Origin of the sequence: Microbacterium aerolatum (assembly GCF_007988825.1) — a bacterium.
Taxonomy (GTDB): Bacteria; Actinomycetota; Actinomycetes; order Actinomycetales; family Microbacteriaceae; genus Microbacterium; species Microbacterium aerolatum.
The window spans coordinates 1-21,905 of record NZ_BJUW01000018.1 but is presented as its reverse complement, the minus strand read 5'-3'; the positions used below and the strand labels follow the sequence as shown (position 1 = coordinate 21,905).

Sequence of the window (21,905 nt, the reverse complement as noted above, 5' to 3'; positions counted from 1 at the left end):
CTCGATCAGCCGACGCGGTCTCGCGGGTTGGTTCCGTAGGAGCTGCGGTCGTCCGACGGGCCCTCGCTCTCCTTCACCGTGTGCTCGACCTGGCGAGCGACGGATGCGCTGCGTCCGGCGGCGACGGCATCCTCCCGGTTGTCGTATCCCAGCCCGAGTGTGCGCGACTCACCCTCGATCCGGTTGAACCAGATGCCGTTCTGGTGGAACGTCTCGATGTCTCCTGCAGCCATGTCGCGTCTCCCCTCTGCTCCAGGATCCAGTTGTACGCCGGATCGCTCGCCGCCGAAGAGGCCCTTGCCGAGGGGGGTGATCGCGAGTAGGGCCTTGGGCGGGCGCTGGGTTATCGCGAGCGCGAGTCGCTTTCAACCCCTTTCCGACAAACGCAGGAGCGGCGCATCGTTGACTGCGACACAACGCACGGAAGAGAAAGGTGAACGACATGACTGACTCCACAGACGATCGCACGAAGGTCGCAGAGCTCGTGAAGAAGTTCCGGTTCGCGATGTTCGTCACCCGCCACGCTGACGGCACGCTTGTCGCGCATCCGCTCACGGTTCAGGAGGCGGAGTTCGATGGCGACCTGTGGTTCCTCGTCTCGAAGGCCTCGTCGCCGATCAGAGATCTCGCGGCCGACTCGCACGCCAACGTCTCACTGAGCTCGGACGACGCCTGGGTTTCGCTCTCCGGCACGGCACGACTCGTCGAAGACCGCTCGAAGATCGAGGAGCTGTGGAACCCGGTTGTCGAGGCATGGTTCCCCGACGGACCCGACGACCCCTCAGTCGGCGTGCTGAAGTTCAGTGCCGATTCGGCCGAGTACTGGGACACCCCCGGCGGAAAGATCGCCACGGCCTTCAGCTTCGTGAAGTCGAAGATCACCGGCGAGCAGTACGACGGCGGGGACAGCGGCAAGGTCGAGCTCTAGCCAGGGTCATTCGGCCGCGGCAGCGGTGCTCCTCTCGTGAGGCGCCAGACCGGTGCCTTCGCGGGTGCGTCCTCTGCGTGCATTCCTCGAGACTGGCAGAAGCTGTGCGTGATGGCGGGGTTCGGCGCGCGTCGATGTCCGACGTGGCGCGAAAGATGAACGCATCAGCAGCGATATCTAGTACTTCTAGTAGATTTCGCTATTCTGGAGGGATGGCGAAGGTGACGAAGACCGAACTGAACCAGCAGACCGCTCGGGTGCTGGCGCGCGTCGCGGCGGGAGAATCGCTGACCGTCACTGACCGCGGGCGCGCCATCGCTCAGCTCACCCCGCCACAGCTCGATGACTGGGAGCAGCTCGTCGCCAGCGGACGCGTCACCCTGCCGACGCGCAGCGGGGCCCTCACCGTTCCGCCGGCGCAGACCTCCCAGACGAGCACCGAGATCCTCGACGATCTGCGGAGAGATCGACTGTGATCTATCTCGACACGTCCGCCGCTGCGAAAGCGGTGGTCGACGAAGCCGACAGTCCCGCGGTGCGCAGGCTCTTCGCCGACGGCACCGACTTCGTGTCTTCCACGCTCCTCGCGGTCGAGCTTCACGCGGTCGCTGACCGCCGTTTCGTCCAGCCGGATGCCGTACACGAGATCATCGACCGGGTAGCCCTCGTGTCGTTGGGCGATGACATCACCACCACGGCCATCAACCTGCACAGCGGCCTGCGCACACTCGACGCACTCCACCTCGCCACCGCGCTGCGACTCGGTTCGGCGATCACCGGCATCCTCACCTTCGACAAAGAGCTCGCAGAGGCGGCCGAACAGCGGGGGCTGTCGCTCCACCGCGTCTGAGACACCGGCGCCCGCGCGGCGTCCGACCCCACCCGTACGCTGAATTCATGACCAGGTACCGGCTGCGCGCGACTCTCGCTGAGAGCGACCCCGAGATCTGGCGCGTCTTCGATGTCAGCGGTGACCTTCGACTGCGGATGCTGCACCTCGCGCTCCAGACGATCATGGGGTGGCGCGAATCGCACCTGCACGCGTTCGTCGACACCGATCCGTTTACGCCAGGTGCCCGCGGCCGCCGGTGGGAATCGCCCGACTTCGAGCCCGCGGATGACTCGCTCTCCGAAGAGGACTACACGGTCGACGACGTACTCGGCGGCGTGACGGCGCTCTGGTACGAATACGACTTCGGGGATGGGTGGGTCCATCGCCTCGACGTCATCGAGCGCGCGGCGGATGACCCGCATCTCGCCCCGGTGGTGCTCCTCGACGGCGCGAACCGTGGGCCGTTCGAAGACTCCGGCGGCCCGCACGGGTATGCGGAGAAGCTCGCGATCGCGGCCGATCCGCAGCATCCCGATCATGGGTTCATCACCGACTGGATCCGCACGACCGTGGGTCCGTGGACTCCGCACGAGCCCGGCAACTTTGACGTCGTCGGCATCCAGACCGAACTCAACCTGCTCTTCAACCCGCACGGATCGGGGATGTCGCCGTACGACATGTCGGGGCTGGTCAAGAGCGAGGAGCACCGCCGCCCTGGCGATGTCGACGATGCGTCACCGATCGCCGCGTTCGCCTCGGAACTGCCCCCGCCGATCCGGTCAGAACTGCGGCAGCACCTGCACTACACCGGAGTCCTCGAGCCGATCGGCATCGACGACGAGACGGCGGCGCGCCTCATCCGTCCGTTCAGCTGGCTGATGGATGCCGTCGGCGTCGACGGTCTCGCCCTCAGCACCTCGGGGTGGATGCCGCCGGCGACCGTGCTGGCGGGCATGACCGAGCTCGGGTGGCTCGACGACTGGGTCGGCAAGGGCAACCGCGAGGAGTCCACGCCCCAGATCGCCTCGCTCCGCGAGACAGCGCAGCGGATGGGTCTGGTGCGGGTGCAGAAGGGACGGTTGGTGCTCAGCGCTGGGGCGAAGAAGGCGCTCGGAGACCCACGCCTTCAGCTGAGGCTGGTCGCGAGTGGCCTCTATCGCAAGCTCGGCGACGCCGAGACGGATGCGGCGACGCTGCTTCTGCTCGCCGCTGCCGACGGCACGCCGGCCGCTGAGCGCTGGAAGACCGTCGCCTTCGGGCTGGAGATGTGCGGCTGGCAGTCGGCCACGCGCATGGCGTTCACCGCCAGCGACATCGCTCACGCGACGTTCCACACGCGGCAGGTGCTCGACTTGATCGGCGGAGGATCGCGTTTTGGGCGGCTGCGTGAGGAAGACCCGGGCGTCAGGTTGTTCGCGGCGGAGGCGCTGCGGTAGCCGTCACCGTGCAAGGCGCGTGCTCGCGCCGCGCCCTGCCGACGCCCCTCGGTATCTCGCCTACACTCGCCCCATGAGCCCCGCCGACGTCAGCACCGCAGCCGAGGTCGAGGCGCTGGCGGCACGCGTCCTCGGGCGCCGCGACCGTCCGCTCGTACTGGTGTCGACGGATGCCGAGGGGCTGTTCCATTTCGATCTGAGCCGGCTGCGCACGGAGCTCGACGGCATCGCCGACGTCGTCACGATCGAGACGGGCTCGGCCAGCCGCGACCTCGAGCATCTGCTGCCACCGAAGACACACGTGTTCGGCGGTGCGGGCCGCTCGTATCCGCCCGACTTCGGGGATGCTCCGGAGTGGGCCCGCTCGCCTCTCCGCTTTCCGGGCCACGCCGACGCCGACGATCTCATCGACGACGCCATGGGTCAGACAGGTCGCCGCACCGTCGAATCCGCGCCCACCGCCAGCATCCGCCGCGCGAGCGGCATCGTGCAGGGCTTCGTCGCCGACGGCACGGTCGCGATAGTCCGTCTCGACGACGGCACGACGGTCACGGCCACCGGCGCGCTGCTTCCGCCCGAGATCCCGCTGATCGCCGCGCTCGTCGAAGGCGGGCCGGTCAGCGGCATCCTCGACGAACTCGAGCTGCACCCCGAGCCGCTCGCGCCCGATCTCTTGGCGCTCGTCGACGGCGCGCACACCCTCGCGCTCGTCGTGAAGGTGACCGATCTGCGCGCGACCGTGCAACTGCACCCGCGCGTCTCGGTGGTGCTGCGGCGGCGCGACGTCGACATCGATGAGGGGCCGGTCAGCGACGTGCTGCACGTCGGCGACGTCATCCGGGTGCGGGTGCGGCGCGATGGGGACGCCGAGATCGGGCTCAGCTGCGTGGACGTCGACCCGGATGCCGCGCTCACCCCGCCGCTCGCGCTTGTCGCAGGCGGTGCGCCGTGGCTGAGCGAGGGGCGCTCTTCTGCGGCGTCGGCACGAGATGCCGCGGCTCCTGCTGGCTCGGATGCGCCGGTGCCGGCATCCGAGACGTCAGGCCCGTCGGGGTCGTCGGGGTCGTCGGTGTCGCCGGTGTCGCCGGTGTCGCCGGGGTCGCCGGGGGAGGATCTCGCGAGGCGGCACGATCTGAACGCGCTGTCGAGCGAGGTGGCCGCGGCGAGGCGCGACATCCTCGCGCTCACGAACCTCGTCGCGCGCGGCGGACGGTCTGCCCCGGAGTCGTCCGAGTTGGAGAAGCTGCGTGCTGAGAATGAGCAGCTGCGCGCGAACCTCGCCGACGAGCGGGCCGAGCGCGCAAAAGTCGAGGCGCGGCTCGCCGATGCCTCACAGGACCGGCGCGAAGCGGGACGGGCGCTGCGCGATGCACGCCGTGCCGCCGAGAGAGCGCACGTGGACCCGACGGCTGACGGCATCCGGATCGAGATCGAGCGCACCTGGGGCAACCGCACCGCTCCCGGCGAGCGCGAACGCTGGCCGCTGCGCGAGTTCTCGTTCGGGCCCGCATTCATCGATTCGCTCGACGCGCTCGACGAGAACCAGCTGAGCAAGGCGGTACGCGCCTGCGTGGACGCCATCACAGGGAGAGACCGCGAGATCCCGGCCCGCGAGCTGCACCGGCTGCGCTCCGGCGAGGGCGGCGACGACCCGTACGTCGTGCGATCGGACGGCGCGCGCTGCTGGCGATCCTCGATCGAGCAGAACGCGCCGGGCGCGCGACGGCTGCACTACTGGGAGCTCGCCGGAGGGGTGATCGAGCTGAGTCGGGTCGTCCACCACGACGACACGCGGCCCTAGGTCGCGGCGGGCGGGCGTCGCGGGGCGGGCGTCGCGGGCGCGGCAGGGGTCGCAAATGGTCGCTTGGAGCGCGATTTGACGACACTTCGTGACCCCTCCCGCCGGAGCTGACACCACGGTCAAGCGGCAGGGGTCGCAAATGGTCGCTTGGAGCGCGAGTTAGCGACACTTTGCGACCCCTCCCGCCGGAGGTCAGGCCGCCCCTCCCGCCGGAAGTCGGACCGCCCCTCCCTCCGGAGGTCAGGCCGCCCCTCCCGCCGGAAGTCGGACCGCAGGCTCAGTATTCGGCGCGGTTGTCGGAGGCCAGCCACTTGTCGAACGGCGCCGTCGCGTCGGCCAGGCGCACAGCCTCCACCGGCAGCGACCACTCGGACCGATCGGTCTCGAACAGCCGATAGAACTCGAGGTCGTCGAATCCTCCGGTCGCAGCATCCTGCCTGTCGGCGGCATAGACGACACGATCGACGCGAGCCCACAGAGCGGCCGCCATGCACATCGGGCATGGCTCGCACGACGAGTAGAGCGTCGCGCCCTCCATCGAGAAGTCGTTGATTCGTTGCCCGGCCGCGCGCAGCGCGACCACTTCGGCGTGCGCACTCGGGTCGTGATCCCTCGTCACGCGGTTCTGCCCGGTGCCGATGACCTCACCGTCGCGCACGACCACCGCGCCGAACGGGCCTCCGCCTTCGGCGACGTTCTCGACGGCGAGCTTCACGGCCTGCCGTAGGAAACCTCTGTCCGTATCGTTCTCTGGCTCGTGATGACCGTCGGCCATCGGAGATGCCGTATTCATGCCGACAGGGTAACCCGCTCGGCTGACGCCGCCCAGGGCGTTGTCGGTCCGAGACAGCATCTGCCGCTCAGCACTCCCCGATCAGCTCCCAAGGACCCCACAATCCGCCGGGCTGCTGATTACGCGTCCACCACTTCGCTTCGAACACCTCCCCGTCAAGAACAACGTGTTCGCCACCTTTGTAGACCTGTGACGCTGTCCATGCTGCGACGTCGCCTTCGGCGCACGAGCTCAGCACGCCCTGCTCCATCCAGGATCCTGTCGGTGACGCACCGGGAACCTCCTTGGTCCACCACTGCGCGACGTACACGGCGCCCTCGTAAGAGACCTCGTCCCCGGTGTCGTAGGCCGTTCCCTTCTCCCAGGCTGGAGGCCCGATGCGCACCGGTTCTGTCAGAGCGCTCTCCTCCCCCGCACCACCCAGGTTCAGAGCCGTCACCGAGAACCGGTACGTCTCACCGAGCACGAGATCCGGCACCGTCAGTTCGGCACTGTGGCCGGCCGCCTCAAGCGGCTCCAGAGCTACATCCCCTTGGTACGGCGTGACCAGGTATCCCGTGATCGGCACGCCGCCGTCGGACTCCGGAGGCTCCCAGGACACGACCGCAGACCTGTCTGCCGCCTCGGCGACCACGTTCTGCGGGGCGCCTGGCGCGTAAGGCAATGCGTAGACCTCGAACTCGGAGAGCCCGACGTTGGGGCCGCTGCCGCCTTCGACCTGGAACCGCACGGAGTCGAACGACCTCATCTCGAAGTCGATGACCCTCGCCGAACCATCAGCAGGAATGCCGTCGACACTGACCGAACTGCCGTCGCTGAAGGTGAGGCTGCCTCCGTTCGCGTCGTCGACGCTGGGGCGGTCGTACAGGATGATCTTGTCGGCCTGCACCGGTTCCGGCCACTTCAGCTCGATCCACGGGTTCTTCTCTCCCTTGGAAGCCCAGTCACCCTTGTCCTTCTGGCCGATCACGCCGTCGAACGCCTTCGCGGGCGCGTAGCCGGAGTTGTACTGCGACGATGCCGTCGCCGTGACTCCGGGCCACCGTGCCGCGTTTCCTCTCAGCAGATCCGGGTCCAGCGCGATGTCCACCATCTGCGTCGCATTCGCGCCCCCGCTGTCCGCCGAGCGCACCGTGACCGCCACCTGTCCATCCCTGTGGTTGACGGTGAGCACTCCGCTGAACCGATCGATCGTCGCTTTGTCGGTCTTGGATCCGTCCGGCTCGGTCACCGACCAGTAGACCTCCTTGAGCAGGGTGTCGTCGGGGGTGACCGTCGCGTCGTACGCGGTCGAGCTGTACGGCTCGGCGATCTGGTCAGGCCCCGCGAGCTCGATGTCGGAGGCGAACACGGGTTGCTTGCCCTCGGATGCCGACTCGGATGGCGGCAGTTCGTCGACGCCCCAGCTCTTGTTCGGCTCCGCGCCCATCCACAGCTCGAGTGTCCCGCCGGCTGCGAACTCGTCATGGCCGAACCACGCGTTGTCGAGGCGTTGGCCATTCAACTCGGCGCTCTGGATGTAGAGGTTCTCGGCCGAGTTGTCGTGCGTGACGATCCGGAACTCTTCACCTTCGTAGTAGTCGCGATCCAGCGTGATCGTGATCTCGTCGAATACCGGAGACGTGATGTCGTAGACCGGATTCTCCAGTCCGGCGCCAGTGACCTCGAACAGCCCCATCGCCATCAACGCGCTGAGAGCCCCCATCTGGCCCTGGTCTTCGTCGTGGTGTCCGTACCCGTCGTCGGTCGCCGTCGACCCGTAGACCTCTTCCTTGATCTCACGCACCCACTTCTGCGAAAGCCACGGATAGCCCACGTAGTTGAAGAGGTGCGCCATCTCAAGGCCGGGCTGATTCCCGTAATTGACGGCGCTGTCACCATACCCGCCGATGTACTGGCCCATCCCGGACTGCTCGAACGCGTAGTTGAGCTTGTCGGCGTAGGCCGCCTCGCCGCCCATCTCGTTGGCCAGGCCCATCACGTCGTGCGTGGTGAACCAGGTCGACTGCCACGAGTTCGCCTGGTTGAAGCCGCTGGACGACATCGGATCGAAATTCGCCCGCCAGCTGCCGTCGGCGTTGCGAGCACGGGCGAACCCGACCTCCTCGTCGAAGACGTTGCGCCAGTTCTGTGACCGTTCGGTGAGGTAGTCGCCGAGACCCGTGTCATCCCACGCCTCGATCTCGCTGAGCCCGACGTTCTCGCCCTCGCCGCCGGTCGCGGTGAACCGCACGGAGTCGACGGTCCGAGGGTCGAACTCCACGACCTTGTCGCTCCCGTCGGCGGGGATATCGTCGACCGCGACGCTGCTGCCGTCGCTGAAGAGGAGCTCGCCGGCACGCGCGTTGTCGTCCGGATCCGCGAGGTCGTTGAGGACGACGTGATCGATGGTGCGCGGCTCGTCCCATGCCAGTTCGACCCAGGGGTTCTGCTCGCCGCTCGAGCGCCACTCCACGTCGGTCGGTGCCCGCAGCGGCCGGCCGTCCACGGCGCGCTCCGCGGCATGCTTGTCATCGAGCTGAGAGGATGCCGTCGCGGTGGCGAACTGCGACGCGTTGATGCCCTGCTTGTCGAGCTGAGTCGCGAGCTGTCCTAGCACCCAATCCTGGTGCGCGTACTCGAGTGTCTGGCCCGCGCTCTGGCCTGTTGCTCCGTTGGCCACATATCCCAGATCGAGGTACGAGCGGTTGCCGCCGGTGCCCCAGTTGAGATAGTCGGACGACGCCTTGTCGTACAGGCCTCCCAACGACTGGGCATCGAGCATCGCGTCGAAGGCCTTGTCGATGTCGAAGTCGCGAATGCCCTTGTTCCACGCACCGGAGATGAAGTTGGTGATGGGTGATCCCGTCATCACCATCGAGTAGTTTCCCGCCACAGGCGCCCGCGGAAGAAGCCCGCCGTCGTCGTACATCTGCAGTTGCGACTTGACGATGCTCGAGTAGATCTCGGGGTAGGCCATGCCCAGCACCGAGTTGAGGTTCCACTGGGTCAGCCACAGGGCGTCGTAGTTGTACATGGCGAACTCCGGGTCGCCGTTCTCATCCGTCGGGATGTTCTTGACCTGGCCGTTGTTCCACGTGTCGTCCATGTACGCGCCGTCGGCGTCGCTGACGATACTGCGACCGCAGAGAGCGTGGAACAGGTCGGTGTAGAACTTCTCCTGCTGCTGCTCGGTGCCGCCCTGCACGTCGATCCGGCCCAGCATCTCGTTCCACCGGTCCTGAGACGCCGCCTTGACGTCGTCGAAGTCCCATCCAGGCAGCTCCGCCTCGAGGTTGCGGCGGGCCCCATCAGTGCCGGTCAGCGACAGGGCGACCTTCATCTGCACCTGATCGCCAGCGTCGAGATGGTCGTAGTTGACGTAGACGCCCGAATCCGGTCCGGTGACCTCATCGACCGCCGCACCATCCGCGACCAGGGCACCATCCGCCCATCCGCCCATGGAGTCGAAGGGGGTGTCGAACTGGATGTTGAAGTACAGGGTCGTGTCATGCCGGCCGGGGTAGCGCTCGCCGTGCTGGTTGACGTAGCCCTCGATCTCGTGATCGCTGACGCGCGTCACGTGGGCATCGTCCATCACAGCCTCGCCCAGGACCCCGCCGAGGTTGACGATGATCTCGCTCGGCCCACCCGCGCCGTAGGTATAGCGGTGCATCCCGACTCGGTCGGTGGTCGTCAGCTCGGCATCGATGTCGTAGCGATCGAGGTGCAGCCGGTGGTAACCGGGCTGGGCGAGCTCGCTGTCGTCGTGCTCGACGTGCGATTGCCATCCCGTGTCGCCCTCCAGCTTGCTGACGCTCTCGCCGGAGGTGGGCATCACCTGCACTCCGGAAAGCTGCCAGTCGTGAAGATGGCTGAACCCCTTCACATCGTTCTCGTTGTGGCGGTAACCCGTGCCTCGGGCGTGGTGCGTGGTCGTGTCCGGACGCAGCTTCACCATGCCGAAGGGGTTGCTGGCGGACTGGAAGAAGAAGAACCGTGCGATGTCGGCCTCGACCCATGGGTTCACGAGACCGACGTAGTCGCGCTCCTGGTTCGGCGTCGAACTCGCAGCCGCGAAGGACGCGTCGGCGGCACCGACCAGCATCCCGGTCGTCAGAACAGCGGCTGTCAGGCCTGCGAGCATCCGATTCTGCATGCCAAGCTTCCGGGATTTCATGAACGCACTCCCTGCATCTCAGTACTTCGTCGTGACTGCGGTTGGTAACGTTATCAGGCGCTGCACAGCGCGTCAATCGTCTTTTCGGGCGGCACAGACGTCGACTCGACTTGGAGCCTGATAACGTTCCCGAAGAGCGTGAGCACAGCCGGAGGCAACTATGGGGGAGCGACCATATCGTCCGACCGTGAAAGAGGTCGCACAGCGTGCTGGCGTGAGCCCGATGACGGTTTCGCGCACGCTTTCCGGCGGCCTCAACGTGAAGCCCGATGTGCAGCAGAAGGTGATGGATGCCGTCGCTGAACTGGGTTATCACCGCAACGAGAACGCGCGCAGCATCCGCCCCGGGCACACCAGCGGCCTCATCGGCGTCGCCATCACCAACATCGCCAACCCGTACTACAGCACGTTCGCCCTCGGCGTCGAGGAGGAAGCCGCGTTGGCAGGCCGCCGCATCCTACTGGGCAACACATCGGAGGACTCCGCCCGCGAGACCGCGCTGGTGAGCGACTTCCTCGGTCGGCGCGTCGACGGACTGATCGTCGTCCCAGCCGGCACGGCGTCCCGACACCTCGAACACTCGCAGACGCAGGGGGTGCCTGTCGTCCTCGCCTCTCGTCGCGTCGAAGGGCTCGGCGTGGACAGCGTCGTCCTCGCCGATACCGACGGCGCGTTCCAAGGAACGACTGCGCTGCTCGACAGCGGTCACACCCGCATCGGATATCTCGGCAACAGCCTGGCTATCTTCACGGGTGAGCGGCGCTACGCAGGCTTCGCCCGCGCCCACGAGGAGCACGGGATCCCCGTCGACCCCGCACTCGTCGCCACCAACCAGCAGACCGTCGACCAGGCGCGAGACGCCACGCGCGCCCTCCTGCGAACCGAGAACCCACCGACCGCCATCTTCTGCGCGAACAACCGGAACGCGATCGGTGCCCTCAAAGAGATCAACCACCAGATCAATGCCGGGTCGCGATCGGTCGATGAGTTCCCAGAGCTCATGAGCTTCGACGATTTCGAACTCGCCGAGCTCTCGCCCGTGCCTCTCAGCGTCATCGACCACGACCCTCGCGAGCTTGGACGAACGGCGGCGCGACTGCTGCTGGACCGACTGGACGCCGACGGCAAGGATGCCGCGGTGCGGGAACTGGAGTTGCCGGTGTCATTGCGCATGTCCGCGCGATAGGACCGCCTGCGGCACGACTCGTCACGTTGGCGCGACGAGTCCGGAGACGGCATCCCGGAACATTTGACACTTCCGTCAGGGGTGGTAACGTTACCAACAACGATAGGAGGCACGCGATGGAGCTGTGCATCGACTTCGGCGGCACGGAGATCAAACTCGCCGTCATCGACGATGGGGGCATTCTCGGCACTGCGGGTGTCCCGGTCAGCGGAGACGCCCGTGACCTCATCGCTGCACGCACGGCAGCCCGTGAACTCGTCGCTCGCACCGGTGCTTCCCCGACCGCCGTCGGCATCGCGGTCCCCGGCGTCGTCGATCCGGCATCCGGACAGATGCTTCATGCCAACGACAAGTACGACTTCCTCCGAGGCTTCGACCTGCATACCTGGGCGCGCGAGCAACTCGGCCTTCCCGCCGCCGTCGAGAACGACGCCCGCGCCGCTCTGATCGGCGAGACCTCCACCGGGTCGGCCGCCGGTGAACGGGACGCCGTGCTCGTCACGCTCGGCACCGGCATCGGCACTGCGGCGATGATCGATGGTGTCGGGCTTCGAGGACGGACCGGTCACGCCGGAATCCTGGGCGGACACGTCACAGTCGACATTCACGGGCCGGCCTGTCCATGCGGGAACGTCGGATGCGGCGAGGCGCTGGCGAGCGCGTGGGCTTTGAGCTCGGCCGGTCAATCAACTATCCGCGAAGGGCTATCGGTCAAGGATCTGTTCCGCTCGGACGACCACACCGAGATCCGCGAAGGCTTTCTGGATGTGTGGGGCGCAACCGTCGTCACGCTGATCCACATGTACGACCCGTCGGTCGTCATCCTCTCCGGTGGCGTCCTTCGCGCCGGAGATGCCGTTCGCGCACCGATCGAGACCTACGTGCGCGAGCACCTCTGGTCCTCGGTGACAGCGCCTCGTTTCATCGTCCCGCCCGAACCCGAATACTCCGTCGCCCGCGGGCTGAGCACACTCGCCCGCAACGCGCCCCCTCAGACACCAGAAGAGCAGGAGACACATTGACCACGCCGATCAGCGCCATGCACGAGGACCGCACCGAGAGCGGCCGCTACGACACCCAGCCCACGGTTCCGCTGCCCAGCGGCGAGCGCATCGCACGTGGTTCGGAGGCGTGGCAGAAGGCGGCCGAGAAGGCTCTCAGCCGCGGGGGAGCTTTGCTCGTCGACACCTACCCGGGCGTCGACATCCCCGCCCTCACCGCGCAAATCGGCGAAGCTCTTCCCAGCTGGAACATCGTCGACGTCGAGACCGCGGCGCTCCCGGTCGCCGAGGTCGAACAACTCATCGCACCGCACCTCACCGACGACCGCGTGCTGGGCGTCATGAGCCACTTCGCACTCGGTGACTTCTACGACTCGGAGCGCCTGTCGAAGCTGGCCCGAAGCATCACGGCATCCACGGTGGTCGTCGGGTGGGGCGCCGCCCTGCTCGTTGACGGACTCGAGAACTCGACCACGGTGCTCGTAGACATGGCCCGCTGGGAGATCCAGCTGCGCCAGCGCGCCGGTGCCACCAACTGGCGAGCCGACAACGCGGGCGAAGACAGCCTCCGCAAGTACAAGCGCGGCTTCTACGTCGAGTGGCGCACAGCCGATCGGCACAAGCGCAAGCTGTTCGACACCGTCGATTTCGTCGTGGATGGCAACGCGATCGCGCCGGCCGTTCCGCATCCCGATTCGCCCGATGCGGGCATGATCACCGGCGATGCCTTCCGCAAGGCTCTGCAGGATGCCGCGGCGCGGCCGTTCCGCGTAGTGCCGTTCTTCGACCCCGGGGTGTGGGGCGGGCAGTGGATGAAGAATCTCATCGGGCTGGACCCTGCGAAGGACAACTATGCGTGGTGCTTCGACTGCGTGCCCGAGGAGAACTCACTGCTCATCGAAGGCGACGGCGGCGTCATCGAGATCCCCTCGATCGACCTCGTGTTCGCGCAGCCGATCGAACTGCTCGGGGCGAAGAACTTCTCGCGTTTCGGGGCAGACTTCCCGATCCGCTTCGACTTCCTCGACACCATGGGCGGCGGAAACCTGAGCCTGCAGGTGCACCCTCTGCAGGACTACATCCGCGACACCTTCGGGATGGCCTACACGCAGGACGAGAGCTACTACATGCTCGACGCCGACGACGACGCCGTGGTGTTCCTCGGGACCAAGACCGGCATCGACCAGCAGCAGATGGTCGATGACCTCACCGCAGCGCAGGAAGGCGGCGCGCCCTTCCCCGCAGAGAAGTACATCAACTCCTTCCCCGCTCGAAAGCACGACCACTTCGCGATCCCGGCCGGCACCATCCACTGCTCCGGCGCGAACTCGATGGTTCTCGAGATCTCAGCCACACCCTCGACCTTCACGTTCAAGCTCTGGGACTGGGGACGCGTCGGGCTCGACGGCATCCCCCGCCCGGTGCACCTCGACCACGGTGTGAAGAACATCCAGTGGGATCGCGACACCGAGTGGGTGCACGAGCAGCTGCTCGACCAGGTCGAGACCCTGCGAACCGACGGTGACGTCGTCGAAGAGCGCACAGGCCTGCACGAACTCGAGTTCATCGAGACCCGCCGGCACTGGTTCACTCAGGGAGCGGATCACGACACCGAGGGCACCGTGAACGTCCTGAACCTGGTTCAGGGAGACGAAGCCCGCATCGTCAGCCCCACCGGGGCGTTCGAGCCGTTCGTCGTGCACTACGCCGAGACGTTCATCGTTCCGGCATCCGTCGGCCCGTACCGGATCGAGCGCACCGACCGCACCCGCAGCGAGCGCCTCGCCACCATCAAGGCGTACGTGCGCGGATCCCGCACCAGCGACCGCTGAGGGCTCGGCTGGGCCACCTACGGTCGAAGCTCTAGAGGTCGTGGCGCGCGGCGGCGGCGAACCCAGTTGGCCGCCGCAGCCGCGCGCTGAGAACGGCCTGGTAGGCGTGGTACAGGTCCGGCTTACCAGGCCACGTGCGCGATGCCGGACGATTGTCTGCGCCGAGTTCATGCCACCATGAGCCGCCATCGCGATCGATCACGTGCCGGTTCGTCCACTCCCAGAACCTTCGGTACCACTGGACGTACTGCGAGTCCCCGGTGGTGCGCGCGAGCCACACGGCCGCTGCGAGCGCTTCTGCAATCACCCAGTGCATCCGCGCGGACCCTACGACCTCTCCGCGGAAGTCGGTGGTGTAGTTCAGACCGCCGTTGTCTTCATCCCACCCGTCCTGCACGGCGCGGGCGAACAGACCGCGTGCGGCCTCGTCGGCACGGTCGAAGCTCGAATCGTGGGCGGCTATGCCGAGGATCAACCGCGACCACTCGAGGCCATGTCCCGGCATCACGCCGAAGGGACGAAACTGATCGAGAGGCTTCTCGTGGCCGTACGCCTCGTCGACCTCCCAGTCGCTGGTGTAGTGCTCCGGCACCCGCCATTCGCGTGGGGTGGCACCCCTGATCACGAAGCGCTCAGCAAGTAGGCGCGCCCGCGTCAAGAACTCGACCTCTCCCGTGAGCTCGAAGCACGCGAGGAACGCTTCGGTCAGGTGCATGTTCGCGTTCTGCCCCCGGTAGTCAGACAGAGGTGTCCCCTGCGAATCGACTTCATCGACCGCGGCACCCGTGCCTTCGTCCCAGAAGAGGTCGTCGATCGCGTCTCGAGCACGGGCGAGCAGTTCGGCCCCGTGTGGCAGGTCGGCCTGAACCGCAGTCGCACCCGCCAGCAGGGCGAACGCATGCCCGTAGGCGCCGCGTCGGTCAGAGACGGGCGAACCGTCCGGCGCCACGACATCGAAGAAGCCGCCGCGCCGGTCGACGAATGACGACAGCAGCAGCGCCATGCCTTCGGCGCCCCAGGTGCCGGCCTGCTCGTCACCCAGCATCCGCGCGACGCCGAAGGAGTGCACGAGCCGAGCGACGCTGTACAGCTCCAGCGGTCGCTCCGCATCGACCGAACCGTCGAATCGGCGCCAGCCGTATCGCTTCCATCCAGAAGGCTGGGCGAAGAAGCTCCGCAGACGATCCGCCTCGCGCGACAGCATCCGCCGGTGCTCAGGATCGTCTATGAGCCAACTCGGGTCGTTGTGCCATCGCATTCTGTGCACTCCCGGCGCTATGACGCCACTCACGCAGATGCGCGCAGGCTGCTGACGAAGAACCTCTGGCACGACAGGAACAACACGACGGTCGGCAGCGAGGCCAGCAGCGCGGCAGCCAGCACCACTGGCGGTCCGACATTCACGAAACCGCCGTTGATCTCGGCCAGTGCCGCCATCACCGGACGCCGATCCGGGCTGGTCGTGAGAGTGATGCCGAACAGGAGGTCGTTCCACACCCAGGTGAACTGGAAGATGAACGCCGCGAAGAGCGACGAGCGGATCAGCGGCAGGTGGATCTGCGCGAACAGCCTTCCCCAGCCGGCACCGTCCAACTTCGCCGCCTCGGCGATCTCCGGCGGGATCGTCGTGAGGTAGTTGCGCACGATGAAGAACGCGAACGGGACGCAGATCGCAGCGTAGATCAGGATCATGCCGATCGACGTGTCGTACATCTTCGCGCCGACGAAGGCTTTGAACAGCGGTGCGAGAAAGATCTGCAACGGAAGCAGCGTGCCGAGATAGATCAACCAGAACCACACCGTCGGACGACGGACCGGCATCACGACGACGGCGAATCCAGCGAGTCCGGCGGCCAGCACGGCGATCAGCGCGGAGCACGTCGCGTACAGCAGGCTGTTGAACATTCCCAGGCCGAGTGACGACTGGTTCCAGGCGGCGACGATGTTCTCGACGATCGCGAAGCCGCCGGGAATCCACCGTGGCTCTCCGTGATACTCCGAGACGGGGGTGAGCGCGTTGACGATCAGCAGATAGACGGGCACCAGCCAGATCACGGCCAGCACGGACAGGACGACATTGCGGATGAGTCGGAACACGGCTCAGCTCTCCTTCAACTGCTGGCGCAGATATGCCCACGACGCACCCACGACGATGATCGACAGCACTACCGCGACCGCCGCACCGTAGCCGTAGTCGCCGATGATGAACGTCTCTCGGTACATCGTCACGGCGAGGGTTTCGGACGATCCCCCTGGCCCGCCCTTGGTGAGCAGCCAGATCATGTCGAACACGCGCAGGCTGTTGGCGATCGACATACCGATCACGACGACGGTCACGGGCTTCAGCTGCGGCACGATGATGTTCCAGAACAGGCGCATGCCCGAGGCTCCGTCGAGGGTTCCCGCTTCAACGGTCTCCACCGGGATGGCCTGAAGGCAGACGAGGAACAGAATGACCGCGACACCCGTGGCCTGCCAGGTGTTCGCGAGGATCATGACGATCGTGTTCGTGGGCCATTCGAGCAGCCAGCCCGAATCGGGCGCGACGCCGCCGAAGAAGGTGATGGCCTGATTGAGTGCGCCGTTGGAGCGAAGGATGAATCCCCAGATCACGGCCGTGGCCGTGCCGGAGAGCGCGTACGGCAACACGAACGCGAGACGCAGCCAGCGCCCGCCTTTCATCTGCGAGGTGAACACCGCGACCAGCAGTCCGATGCCCACCGGCAGAATCAGTGTGCCGACCGTCCACATCACGGTGTTCAGCACCGAACGGCCGAACATCGGATCCTGGACGAGCCGCACGTAGTTGTCGAAGCCGATGAACTCGGCATTGAAGCCGTCGTCGTTGGTGAGGCTCTGGTAGACCGTCGCGACGAACGGGACCAGGAGCATCACCCCGACCAGGGCGACAGCGGGAATCAGGAACGGGATGCTGCGCACACGCTCCGCGTACGATCCGGCCCGAGGGCCGGCGGGCCGGGTCGCCCCGGCCGGCCGGCCCGTCGTGACGGATTCGGTCGTCACTTGCCGCCGGCCTTCCAGTTGGCCCACTCGGTGTCAGCCAGATCCTGCAGCTTCTGCAGCGTCGGATCGATGTTCGCCGGAGAAGGGTCCGCCATGAAGGCGCCGAAGAACTGCACACCACTCTCGATCAGAGCGGGAGGACCCGCCTCCCAGTAGCGCACCAGCTCGGTCGGCTCGCTGGCTTCGACCTGCTCGAGCACCGATGCGAGCACGGGGTCGTCGGTGCCGACCATCGGGTTCGCCGAGGTGTCCTTGATCTCGTCCGCCCAGGGCTGCTGGACCTCCGGGCTCAGCCAGTTGTCCATCACGGCCTTGGCACCCTCAGCATTGGGGGCCTTCGCCGCCATACTGATGACACCCGACTCCACGATCACGGAGGGCTGCACGCCTTCTTCGACCGTCGGCAGCAGGTAAGCGCCATAGTCCGCCTGGTCCATGGTGTCGGCGAACAGCCCGTTGCGCCAGGACCCCATCGGAACCTGCGCCACGGTGCCCGCTGCGAACAGTGACGGCTCGTTGTCCCACGCGGTGTCCGGTGAGGTGAACCAGCCCTTCGCGAACATGTCGGACCAGATCTCCATCGCCTTGCGAGACGTCGGGTCGGTGTACTTCGCCTCGCCATCCATCAGCTTCTGATAGAAGTCCGGGTCGAGCTTGGAGAGGATCTCCGCGTACCAGATGAAGGAAGTCCAGCCCGCCTCCTGCGTGGCGAACAGCGGCGTGACGCCGGACTCCTTGAGCGCTTCGTTGTTCGATTCGAACTCTGCCCACGTCGTGGGCACCTCGATGCCGGCGTCGGCGAAGGCCTTCTTGTTGTAGAAGATCGTCCAGTAGGACTTGTAGATCGGAAGACCGTAGACCTTGCCGTCGTAGGAGAAGCTGTCGCGGGTTTCTTCGTTCACCCATCCCTTCTCGACAGCGGCATCCCATGAATCGCTGAGATCCGCGAGCCCGCCGGACCGCGCGAGCTCCTGAAGCCGGTAACCGTTCCACCACTTCACCAGATCGGTGGTGCTGTCGGTCTTCAACGATGAGCGCACGATCTGCTGGTAGTTCTCAGTCGAGGGCACGTTGCGTGCCTCAAGGCCGAACCCGGCGGCCTCCTCGAGGGCTTCTCCGGCGATCGCGTACGCGTCGGTGAAGTCTGCTCGATCACCGTTCAGCGTGACGACGCTCGAGTCGCCGCTCCCTGAAGACGACCCCTGTGCGCAGGCTGCGAGCCCGACGGCCAATAAAAGGGCAGCGCCGAAGCCGCCCACCCGCTTGAATGCTGTGTGCCTCTGTCCCATGTGATCCTCCTCGATCGGTGTTGGTAACGATACCAGTCCAGAGTCTGACGTCAACAAGAATCTCCGATTTGAGTGTCGGAGCCCCGACCTAACATGCCGATATGGATGCCGAAGCAGCGCTGCGAGGACTCATGACCGCCATCGGCGAGAAGCGATGGGACGATCTCGCGGGCTTCTTGCACCCCGACTTCGTCTGCCGCCTCGTGCACACCGGCGAGACATTCGACCGGGACGACTGGATCCGCTTCAACCGCGACTATCCGGGGTTCGAGCAGCTGACCATCGAGGAGATCGTCGCCGGTCCGGCCGAGGCCGCTTGCCGAAGCCACATCATCGGGCGGGATGCGTACGGCGCTCAGCATTTCGAGTGCGCGAGCTTCGCCCGCATGAAGGACGGGGTCATCGTGCAGCTCACCGAGGTGTGGACCGACGTCGATCAGCAGGCCCCGCCGGGTACCCGCCCTGCTCCGAATTGATGCTCACTCCTGCTGCCGGCCGAACCTCTCCGCGGACGCGACCTGCTGCGCCACGCGCCGCAGCGCGAGCAGCAGCGGCTCGACCAGCACGGAGCCGAGAACGACATACCGCACGGCCGCCTCGGCGGACTCGGTCGGGACGCCTGCGATCTCGGCATCCGCGATGTCGCGAATGCTCTTGAGATAGACCGGCATCGTCGCCGCCGGAACCTCGAACCCGGCACTCTCGAGCCCGCGCAGCGCCCGCGCCACCTCGTGGAGCACCGCCTCATCGCACATCCCCGGCTTCCATCCGAGGCCTTCGACGACTCCCGAAGCGGCGGACAGGTCGAGCGAGCCATCCGGCGCCGGAGTGATCGCCGAGTGCGCCGCGCCCAGCAGCGCGTGCGCGCTCTCGTGCGGAGCATCCAGAGCGCCGATCACCCGCCGCGTCTCGGCGATGCTGACGCCGGCCGCGATCAGCGCGCGGATGACGCGCAGCCGCTCCACGTGCGCCTCGCCGTACGCCGCCTGTGTCGGCGCGCTGCGCTCACCCTCGGGTAGCAGCCCCTCACGCAGGTAGTACTTGATCGTCGGCACCGGAATGCCCGCATGCGCCGACAGCTCAGAAATCCTCATGGTCACCTCTTGACTTCGATAGTAGCGCTATCCATTATGGATAGTGTCGCTATCTAATCAGGAGGAGATCATGTCGAAAATCGTCACCGCTCGCTCGACCCATCATCACGAAGGCGAGCTGGTCGTGTTCCACATCGGCATGCAGATCAATCGCTGGTGGCGCCCCGATCTGTGGATGCCGGCATTCATGGCGATGCCGCGGATGCTGCGCGAGCTGTCCATGGAGGAGGACTCCGGACTCCTCGGATACCAGCTGCTGTTCGGCAACGGCGGCCCGTACGTCGTGCAGTACTGGTCGTCGATCGAGAAGCTCTACGCCTATGCATCCGCCCCGTCGCAGGAGCACCGCCCGGCGTGGACCGCGTTCAACAAGCGGGCCCGCAAGGCGCCGGGCGCCGTCGGCGTGTGGCACGAGACGTTCCTCACCGAGCGCGCCGAGAGCGTCTACGTTGGGACGAAGCCCATGGGGCTCGCGAAGGCCACCGAGCATGTCGCGGTCGGCAAGCGCCACGAACGCGCACAGGCGAGGTTCGCCGATGGGCGGACGGCCGCTCCTCAGGTCAGCTGACCGCAACCGACGCCTGCACCCCAGCCACGATCATCGCGAGCCCGGCGTCGAAGTCGCCTCGGCGCTCGCCGGCGGCATCCGGGACGAGGTCGACGGATGCATCGGCAGCACCGACGACGGCCGCGTGCAGTCGCTGCTGCTCGTGGAAGGTGTAGCCGATCACGTAGTGCACGATCGTGTCGGCGGCGACCTCGGCGGCGGCATCCGTGAGCCCCGCCTGCCGAGCGGCAGCCACAAGCGCAGTGCGGGCAGGAAGCTCGAGAAGGCCGAGCGCCAGCGAGCTGGACACGATCTCGGCCCCGTCCTGATGCGCCAGCAATCGGTCGCGCAGGGCGCGCGCTGCGGCATCCATCTCGTCGGGCACCGATCCGGAACCGACGATCTGTGCGCTCACGGCCGCGAGCAGCGCCTGCTTGTTCGGAAAGTGCCAGTACAGCGCACTGACCTGCACGTCGAGCTCGTCGGCGATGCGGCGCATCGAGAGTCCGGGAAGCCCGCTCTCGGCGAGCACGCGCATGGCCGCGGCCACGACGGCGGGCTTGTCATTACGAGCGGATGCTGGCGCGGCGTTCATCCTGCTACTCTACAGAACACCGTTCAGGTGAACAGTGTTCAGGAAGCGTCAGGAGAACCATGTCCGCACCCGCCGTCCGTCTCGATCGCGTCCCCGTGCTCGCCGATCTGATCCCGGGCGCGCGTGTCCGGGACGTGATCCTCACCCTCGCCGGAACGGCCTTCATCACCGTCGCCGGCTACATCGCGATCCCGCTGCCGTTCACTCCAGTGCCGCTGTCGCTCGCCACGTTCGCCGTGCTGCTGACCGGCGCCGCGCTCGGCCCGCTCCGCGGCGGCCTCAGCGCGGGCATCTACCTGGCGATCGGTCTCGTCGGGGTGCCGCTGTTCGCGAACGGCTCGTCCGGCTGGGCGTTCTCGTCGTTCGGGTACATCGTCGGATACGTCCTCGCCGCTCTGCTGGTCGGCATCCTCGCCCGTCACCGCTCCGACCGTACGGTGTGGTCGACGCTCGGACTCGCCGTTCTCGGGTCGCTCACGATCTACGCGTGCGGTGTGCCGTGGCTCGCGGCGTTCCTCGGCGTAGACCTGGTTACGGCGCTCACGCTCGGAGCCGTGCCCTTCCTCATCGGCGACGCGATCAAGATCGTCGCGATGTCGGCGCTGCTGCCCGCGACCTGGCGCGTGGTCGATCGCGCGCGGCGCTGAGGTCGGCGCGGGGGATCGCTGCGGGAGTTCGTGCGTTCCGTGCCGGGAGGGGGCGCCCGATCGCGAGGGGTCGCAAATGGTCGCCTAGATGTGATGTCCAGGGACGTTGTTGCGTGAATTGCGTGTGAGCTGTTGACGGGTGAAGGCCTCCCGTTGCGAGAGTGGAGCTGTCTAGGAACCACTTTTCGCACACAGGAGGCCTTCGTGTCCCACGCTAACGCTGCTCTCACTCCGCGCGCTCGTCTGCGCTTGGCCAAGCTCATCGTTGAAGACGATTGGCCGGTCGCCGTCGCGGCGAAGATGTTCATGACCTCGCCGCCGACGGCGCGCAAGTGGGCGGCGAGGTTTCGGACCGAAGGGTCCGCGGGGATGTTTGATCGTTCCAGTCGGCTACACTCGATGCCGACGAAGACGCCGCCCGCGGTGGTGAAACGGATCGTGAAGGCGCGGTGGCGTCGTCGGCTGGGGCCGGTCCAGATCGGCGGTGAGCTCGGCGTCGCGGCGTCGACGGTTCATGCCGTCCTCGTGCGTTGCCGGATCAACAGGCTCAGCCGCATCGACCGGGTCACCGGTGAACCGATCCGCCGCTACGAGCACGACCATCCTGGATCCCTGATCCATGTCGACGTCACGAAGTTCGGCAACATCCCCGACGGCGGAGGGCACAAGTTCCTCAGTCGACAGCAGAGCAAAGCCAATGCCCAGGCGCAGGCACGCCGGACTGGTGAACGCGGACGCGAA

At 66.6% G+C, this 21,905-nt stretch carries 21 protein-coding genes; 12 read left to right on the top strand and 9 right to left on the bottom strand.

Going from position 1 to position 21,905, the window contains the following annotated elements; genetic code table 11:
• Positions 1-5: 5 nt before the first annotated feature.
• Positions 6-233: a DUF2188 domain-containing protein gene (locus tag MAE01_RS14555; protein WP_147040592.1), complete on the bottom strand. Its 228-nt coding sequence runs from the start codon at positions 231-233 to the stop codon at positions 6-8.
• Between the two features lie 209 nt (positions 234-442).
• Between MAE01_RS14555 and MAE01_RS14550 the strand changes: the two genes are divergently transcribed.
• From MAE01_RS14550 to MAE01_RS14530, 5 genes are all read left to right on the top strand, one after another.
• Positions 443-928: a pyridoxamine 5'-phosphate oxidase family protein gene (locus MAE01_RS14550; RefSeq protein ID WP_147040590.1), complete on the top strand. Its 486-nt coding sequence runs from the start codon at positions 443-445 to the stop codon at positions 926-928.
• Positions 929-1,140: 212 nt separating this feature from the next.
• Positions 1,141-1,404, top strand: coding sequence for a type II toxin-antitoxin system Phd/YefM family antitoxin (locus MAE01_RS14545; protein ID WP_147040588.1), 264 nt, complete (start codon positions 1,141-1,143; stop codon positions 1,402-1,404).
• A complete protein-coding gene (locus tag MAE01_RS14540) occupies positions 1,401-1,778 on the top strand; it encodes a type II toxin-antitoxin system VapC family toxin (protein ID WP_147040586.1) in 378 nt (125 codons plus the stop codon). Before MAE01_RS14545 ends, MAE01_RS14540 begins: the two co-directional genes overlap by 4 nt.
• A gap of 47 nt (positions 1,779-1,825) precedes the next feature.
• The gene (locus MAE01_RS14535) at positions 1,826-3,196 is read left to right on the top strand and encodes a plasmid pRiA4b ORF-3 family protein (RefSeq protein ID WP_147040584.1); all 1,371 of its coding nucleotides are present in this window, start codon (positions 1,826-1,828) and stop codon (positions 3,194-3,196) included.
• Positions 3,197-3,269: 73 nt separating this feature from the next.
• A complete protein-coding gene (locus MAE01_RS14530; protein WP_147040582.1) occupies positions 3,270-4,997 on the top strand; it encodes a hypothetical protein in 1,728 nt (575 codons plus the stop codon).
• 277 nt (positions 4,998-5,274) lie between these two features.
• On the opposite strand, the gene MAE01_RS14525 is transcribed toward MAE01_RS14530, so the two are convergent.
• Both MAE01_RS14525 and MAE01_RS14520 read right to left on the bottom strand, forming a co-directional pair.
• Positions 5,275-5,790, bottom strand: a complete 516-nt coding sequence (locus MAE01_RS14525; RefSeq protein WP_147040580.1) for a nucleoside deaminase — start codon at positions 5,788-5,790, stop codon at positions 5,275-5,277.
• A gap of 67 nt (positions 5,791-5,857) precedes the next feature.
• The gene (locus tag MAE01_RS14520; protein WP_222591687.1) at positions 5,858-9,949 is read right to left on the bottom strand and encodes a glycoside hydrolase domain-containing protein; all 4,092 of its coding nucleotides are present in this window, start codon (positions 9,947-9,949) and stop codon (positions 5,858-5,860) included.
• A 187-nt stretch (positions 9,950-10,136) separates the two neighbouring features.
• Between MAE01_RS14520 and MAE01_RS14515 the strand changes: the two genes are divergently transcribed.
• The 3 genes from MAE01_RS14515 to MAE01_RS14505 all read left to right on the top strand — a co-directional run bounded on the left by MAE01_RS14515 (position 10,137) and on the right by MAE01_RS14505 (position 13,968).
• Positions 10,137-11,135 (top strand): LacI family DNA-binding transcriptional regulator, encoded by a 999-nt coding sequence (locus MAE01_RS14515; protein WP_229718259.1) that lies wholly within the window; start codon positions 10,137-10,139, stop codon positions 11,133-11,135.
• A 116-nt stretch (positions 11,136-11,251) separates the two neighbouring features.
• Positions 11,252-12,157, top strand: a complete 906-nt coding sequence (locus MAE01_RS14510; protein ID WP_147040576.1) for an ROK family protein — start codon at positions 11,252-11,254, stop codon at positions 12,155-12,157.
• The gene (locus MAE01_RS14505) at positions 12,154-13,968 is read left to right on the top strand and encodes a class I mannose-6-phosphate isomerase (RefSeq protein WP_147040574.1); all 1,815 of its coding nucleotides are present in this window, start codon (positions 12,154-12,156) and stop codon (positions 13,966-13,968) included. Before MAE01_RS14510 ends, MAE01_RS14505 begins: the two co-directional genes overlap by 4 nt.
• 31 nt (positions 13,969-13,999) lie before the next feature.
• Here the strand turns inward: MAE01_RS14505 and MAE01_RS14500 are convergent, their stop codons facing one another.
• Genes MAE01_RS14500 through MAE01_RS14485 form a run of 4 tightly spaced genes read right to left on the bottom strand, consistent with a single transcriptional unit; the run spans position 14,000 to position 18,281 of the window.
• Positions 14,000-15,226, bottom strand: coding sequence for an AGE family epimerase/isomerase (locus tag MAE01_RS14500; RefSeq protein WP_147040572.1), 1,227 nt, complete (start codon positions 15,224-15,226; stop codon positions 14,000-14,002).
• Positions 15,227-15,255: 29 nt separating this feature from the next.
• On the bottom strand, positions 15,256-16,065 hold the full coding sequence (locus MAE01_RS14495; RefSeq protein WP_147040570.1) for a carbohydrate ABC transporter permease: 810 nt from the start codon (positions 16,063-16,065) through the stop codon (positions 15,256-15,258).
• Positions 16,066-16,068: 3 nt separating this feature from the next.
• A complete protein-coding gene (locus MAE01_RS14490) occupies positions 16,069-16,992 on the bottom strand; it encodes a carbohydrate ABC transporter permease (protein WP_229718260.1) in 924 nt (307 codons plus the stop codon).
• The gene (locus MAE01_RS14485; RefSeq protein ID WP_147040568.1) at positions 16,989-18,281 is read right to left on the bottom strand and encodes an ABC transporter substrate-binding protein; all 1,293 of its coding nucleotides are present in this window, start codon (positions 18,279-18,281) and stop codon (positions 16,989-16,991) included. The genes MAE01_RS14490 and MAE01_RS14485 overlap by 4 nt, the downstream gene beginning before the upstream one ends.
• Positions 18,282-18,382: 101 nt before the next feature.
• Here MAE01_RS14485 and MAE01_RS14480 point away from each other — a divergent pair, with 101 nt between their 5' ends.
• On the top strand, positions 18,383-18,757 hold the full coding sequence (locus tag MAE01_RS14480; RefSeq protein WP_147040566.1) for a nuclear transport factor 2 family protein: 375 nt from the start codon (positions 18,383-18,385) through the stop codon (positions 18,755-18,757).
• Between the two features lie 3 nt (positions 18,758-18,760).
• On the opposite strand, the gene MAE01_RS14475 is transcribed toward MAE01_RS14480, so the two are convergent.
• The gene (locus tag MAE01_RS14475) at positions 18,761-19,375 is read right to left on the bottom strand and encodes a MerR family transcriptional regulator (RefSeq protein WP_147040564.1); all 615 of its coding nucleotides are present in this window, start codon (positions 19,373-19,375) and stop codon (positions 18,761-18,763) included.
• Between the two features lie 70 nt (positions 19,376-19,445).
• Here MAE01_RS14475 and MAE01_RS14470 point away from each other — a divergent pair, with 70 nt between their 5' ends.
• Positions 19,446-19,943 carry a DUF4188 domain-containing protein gene (locus MAE01_RS14470; protein ID WP_147040562.1) on the top strand — a complete coding sequence of 166 codons (498 nt, stop codon included), beginning with the start codon at positions 19,446-19,448 and terminating at the stop codon, positions 19,941-19,943.
• On the opposite strand, the gene MAE01_RS14465 is transcribed toward MAE01_RS14470, so the two are convergent.
• Entirely contained in the window at positions 19,936-20,517 is a 582-nt protein-coding gene (locus MAE01_RS14465; protein ID WP_147040560.1) for a TetR family transcriptional regulator, read from the bottom strand. The two genes, MAE01_RS14470 and MAE01_RS14465, sit on opposite strands and share 8 nt — an antisense overlap.
• Before the next feature lie 59 nt (positions 20,518-20,576).
• Here MAE01_RS14465 and MAE01_RS14460 point away from each other — a divergent pair, with 59 nt between their 5' ends.
• A complete protein-coding gene (locus MAE01_RS14460; protein ID WP_147040558.1) occupies positions 20,577-21,164 on the top strand; it encodes a biotin transporter BioY in 588 nt (195 codons plus the stop codon).
• A gap of 204 nt (positions 21,165-21,368) precedes the next feature.
• A partial coding sequence (locus MAE01_RS14455; protein ID WP_147040642.1) for a leucine zipper domain-containing protein occupies positions 21,369-21,905 on the top strand: 537 nt, incomplete at its 3' end.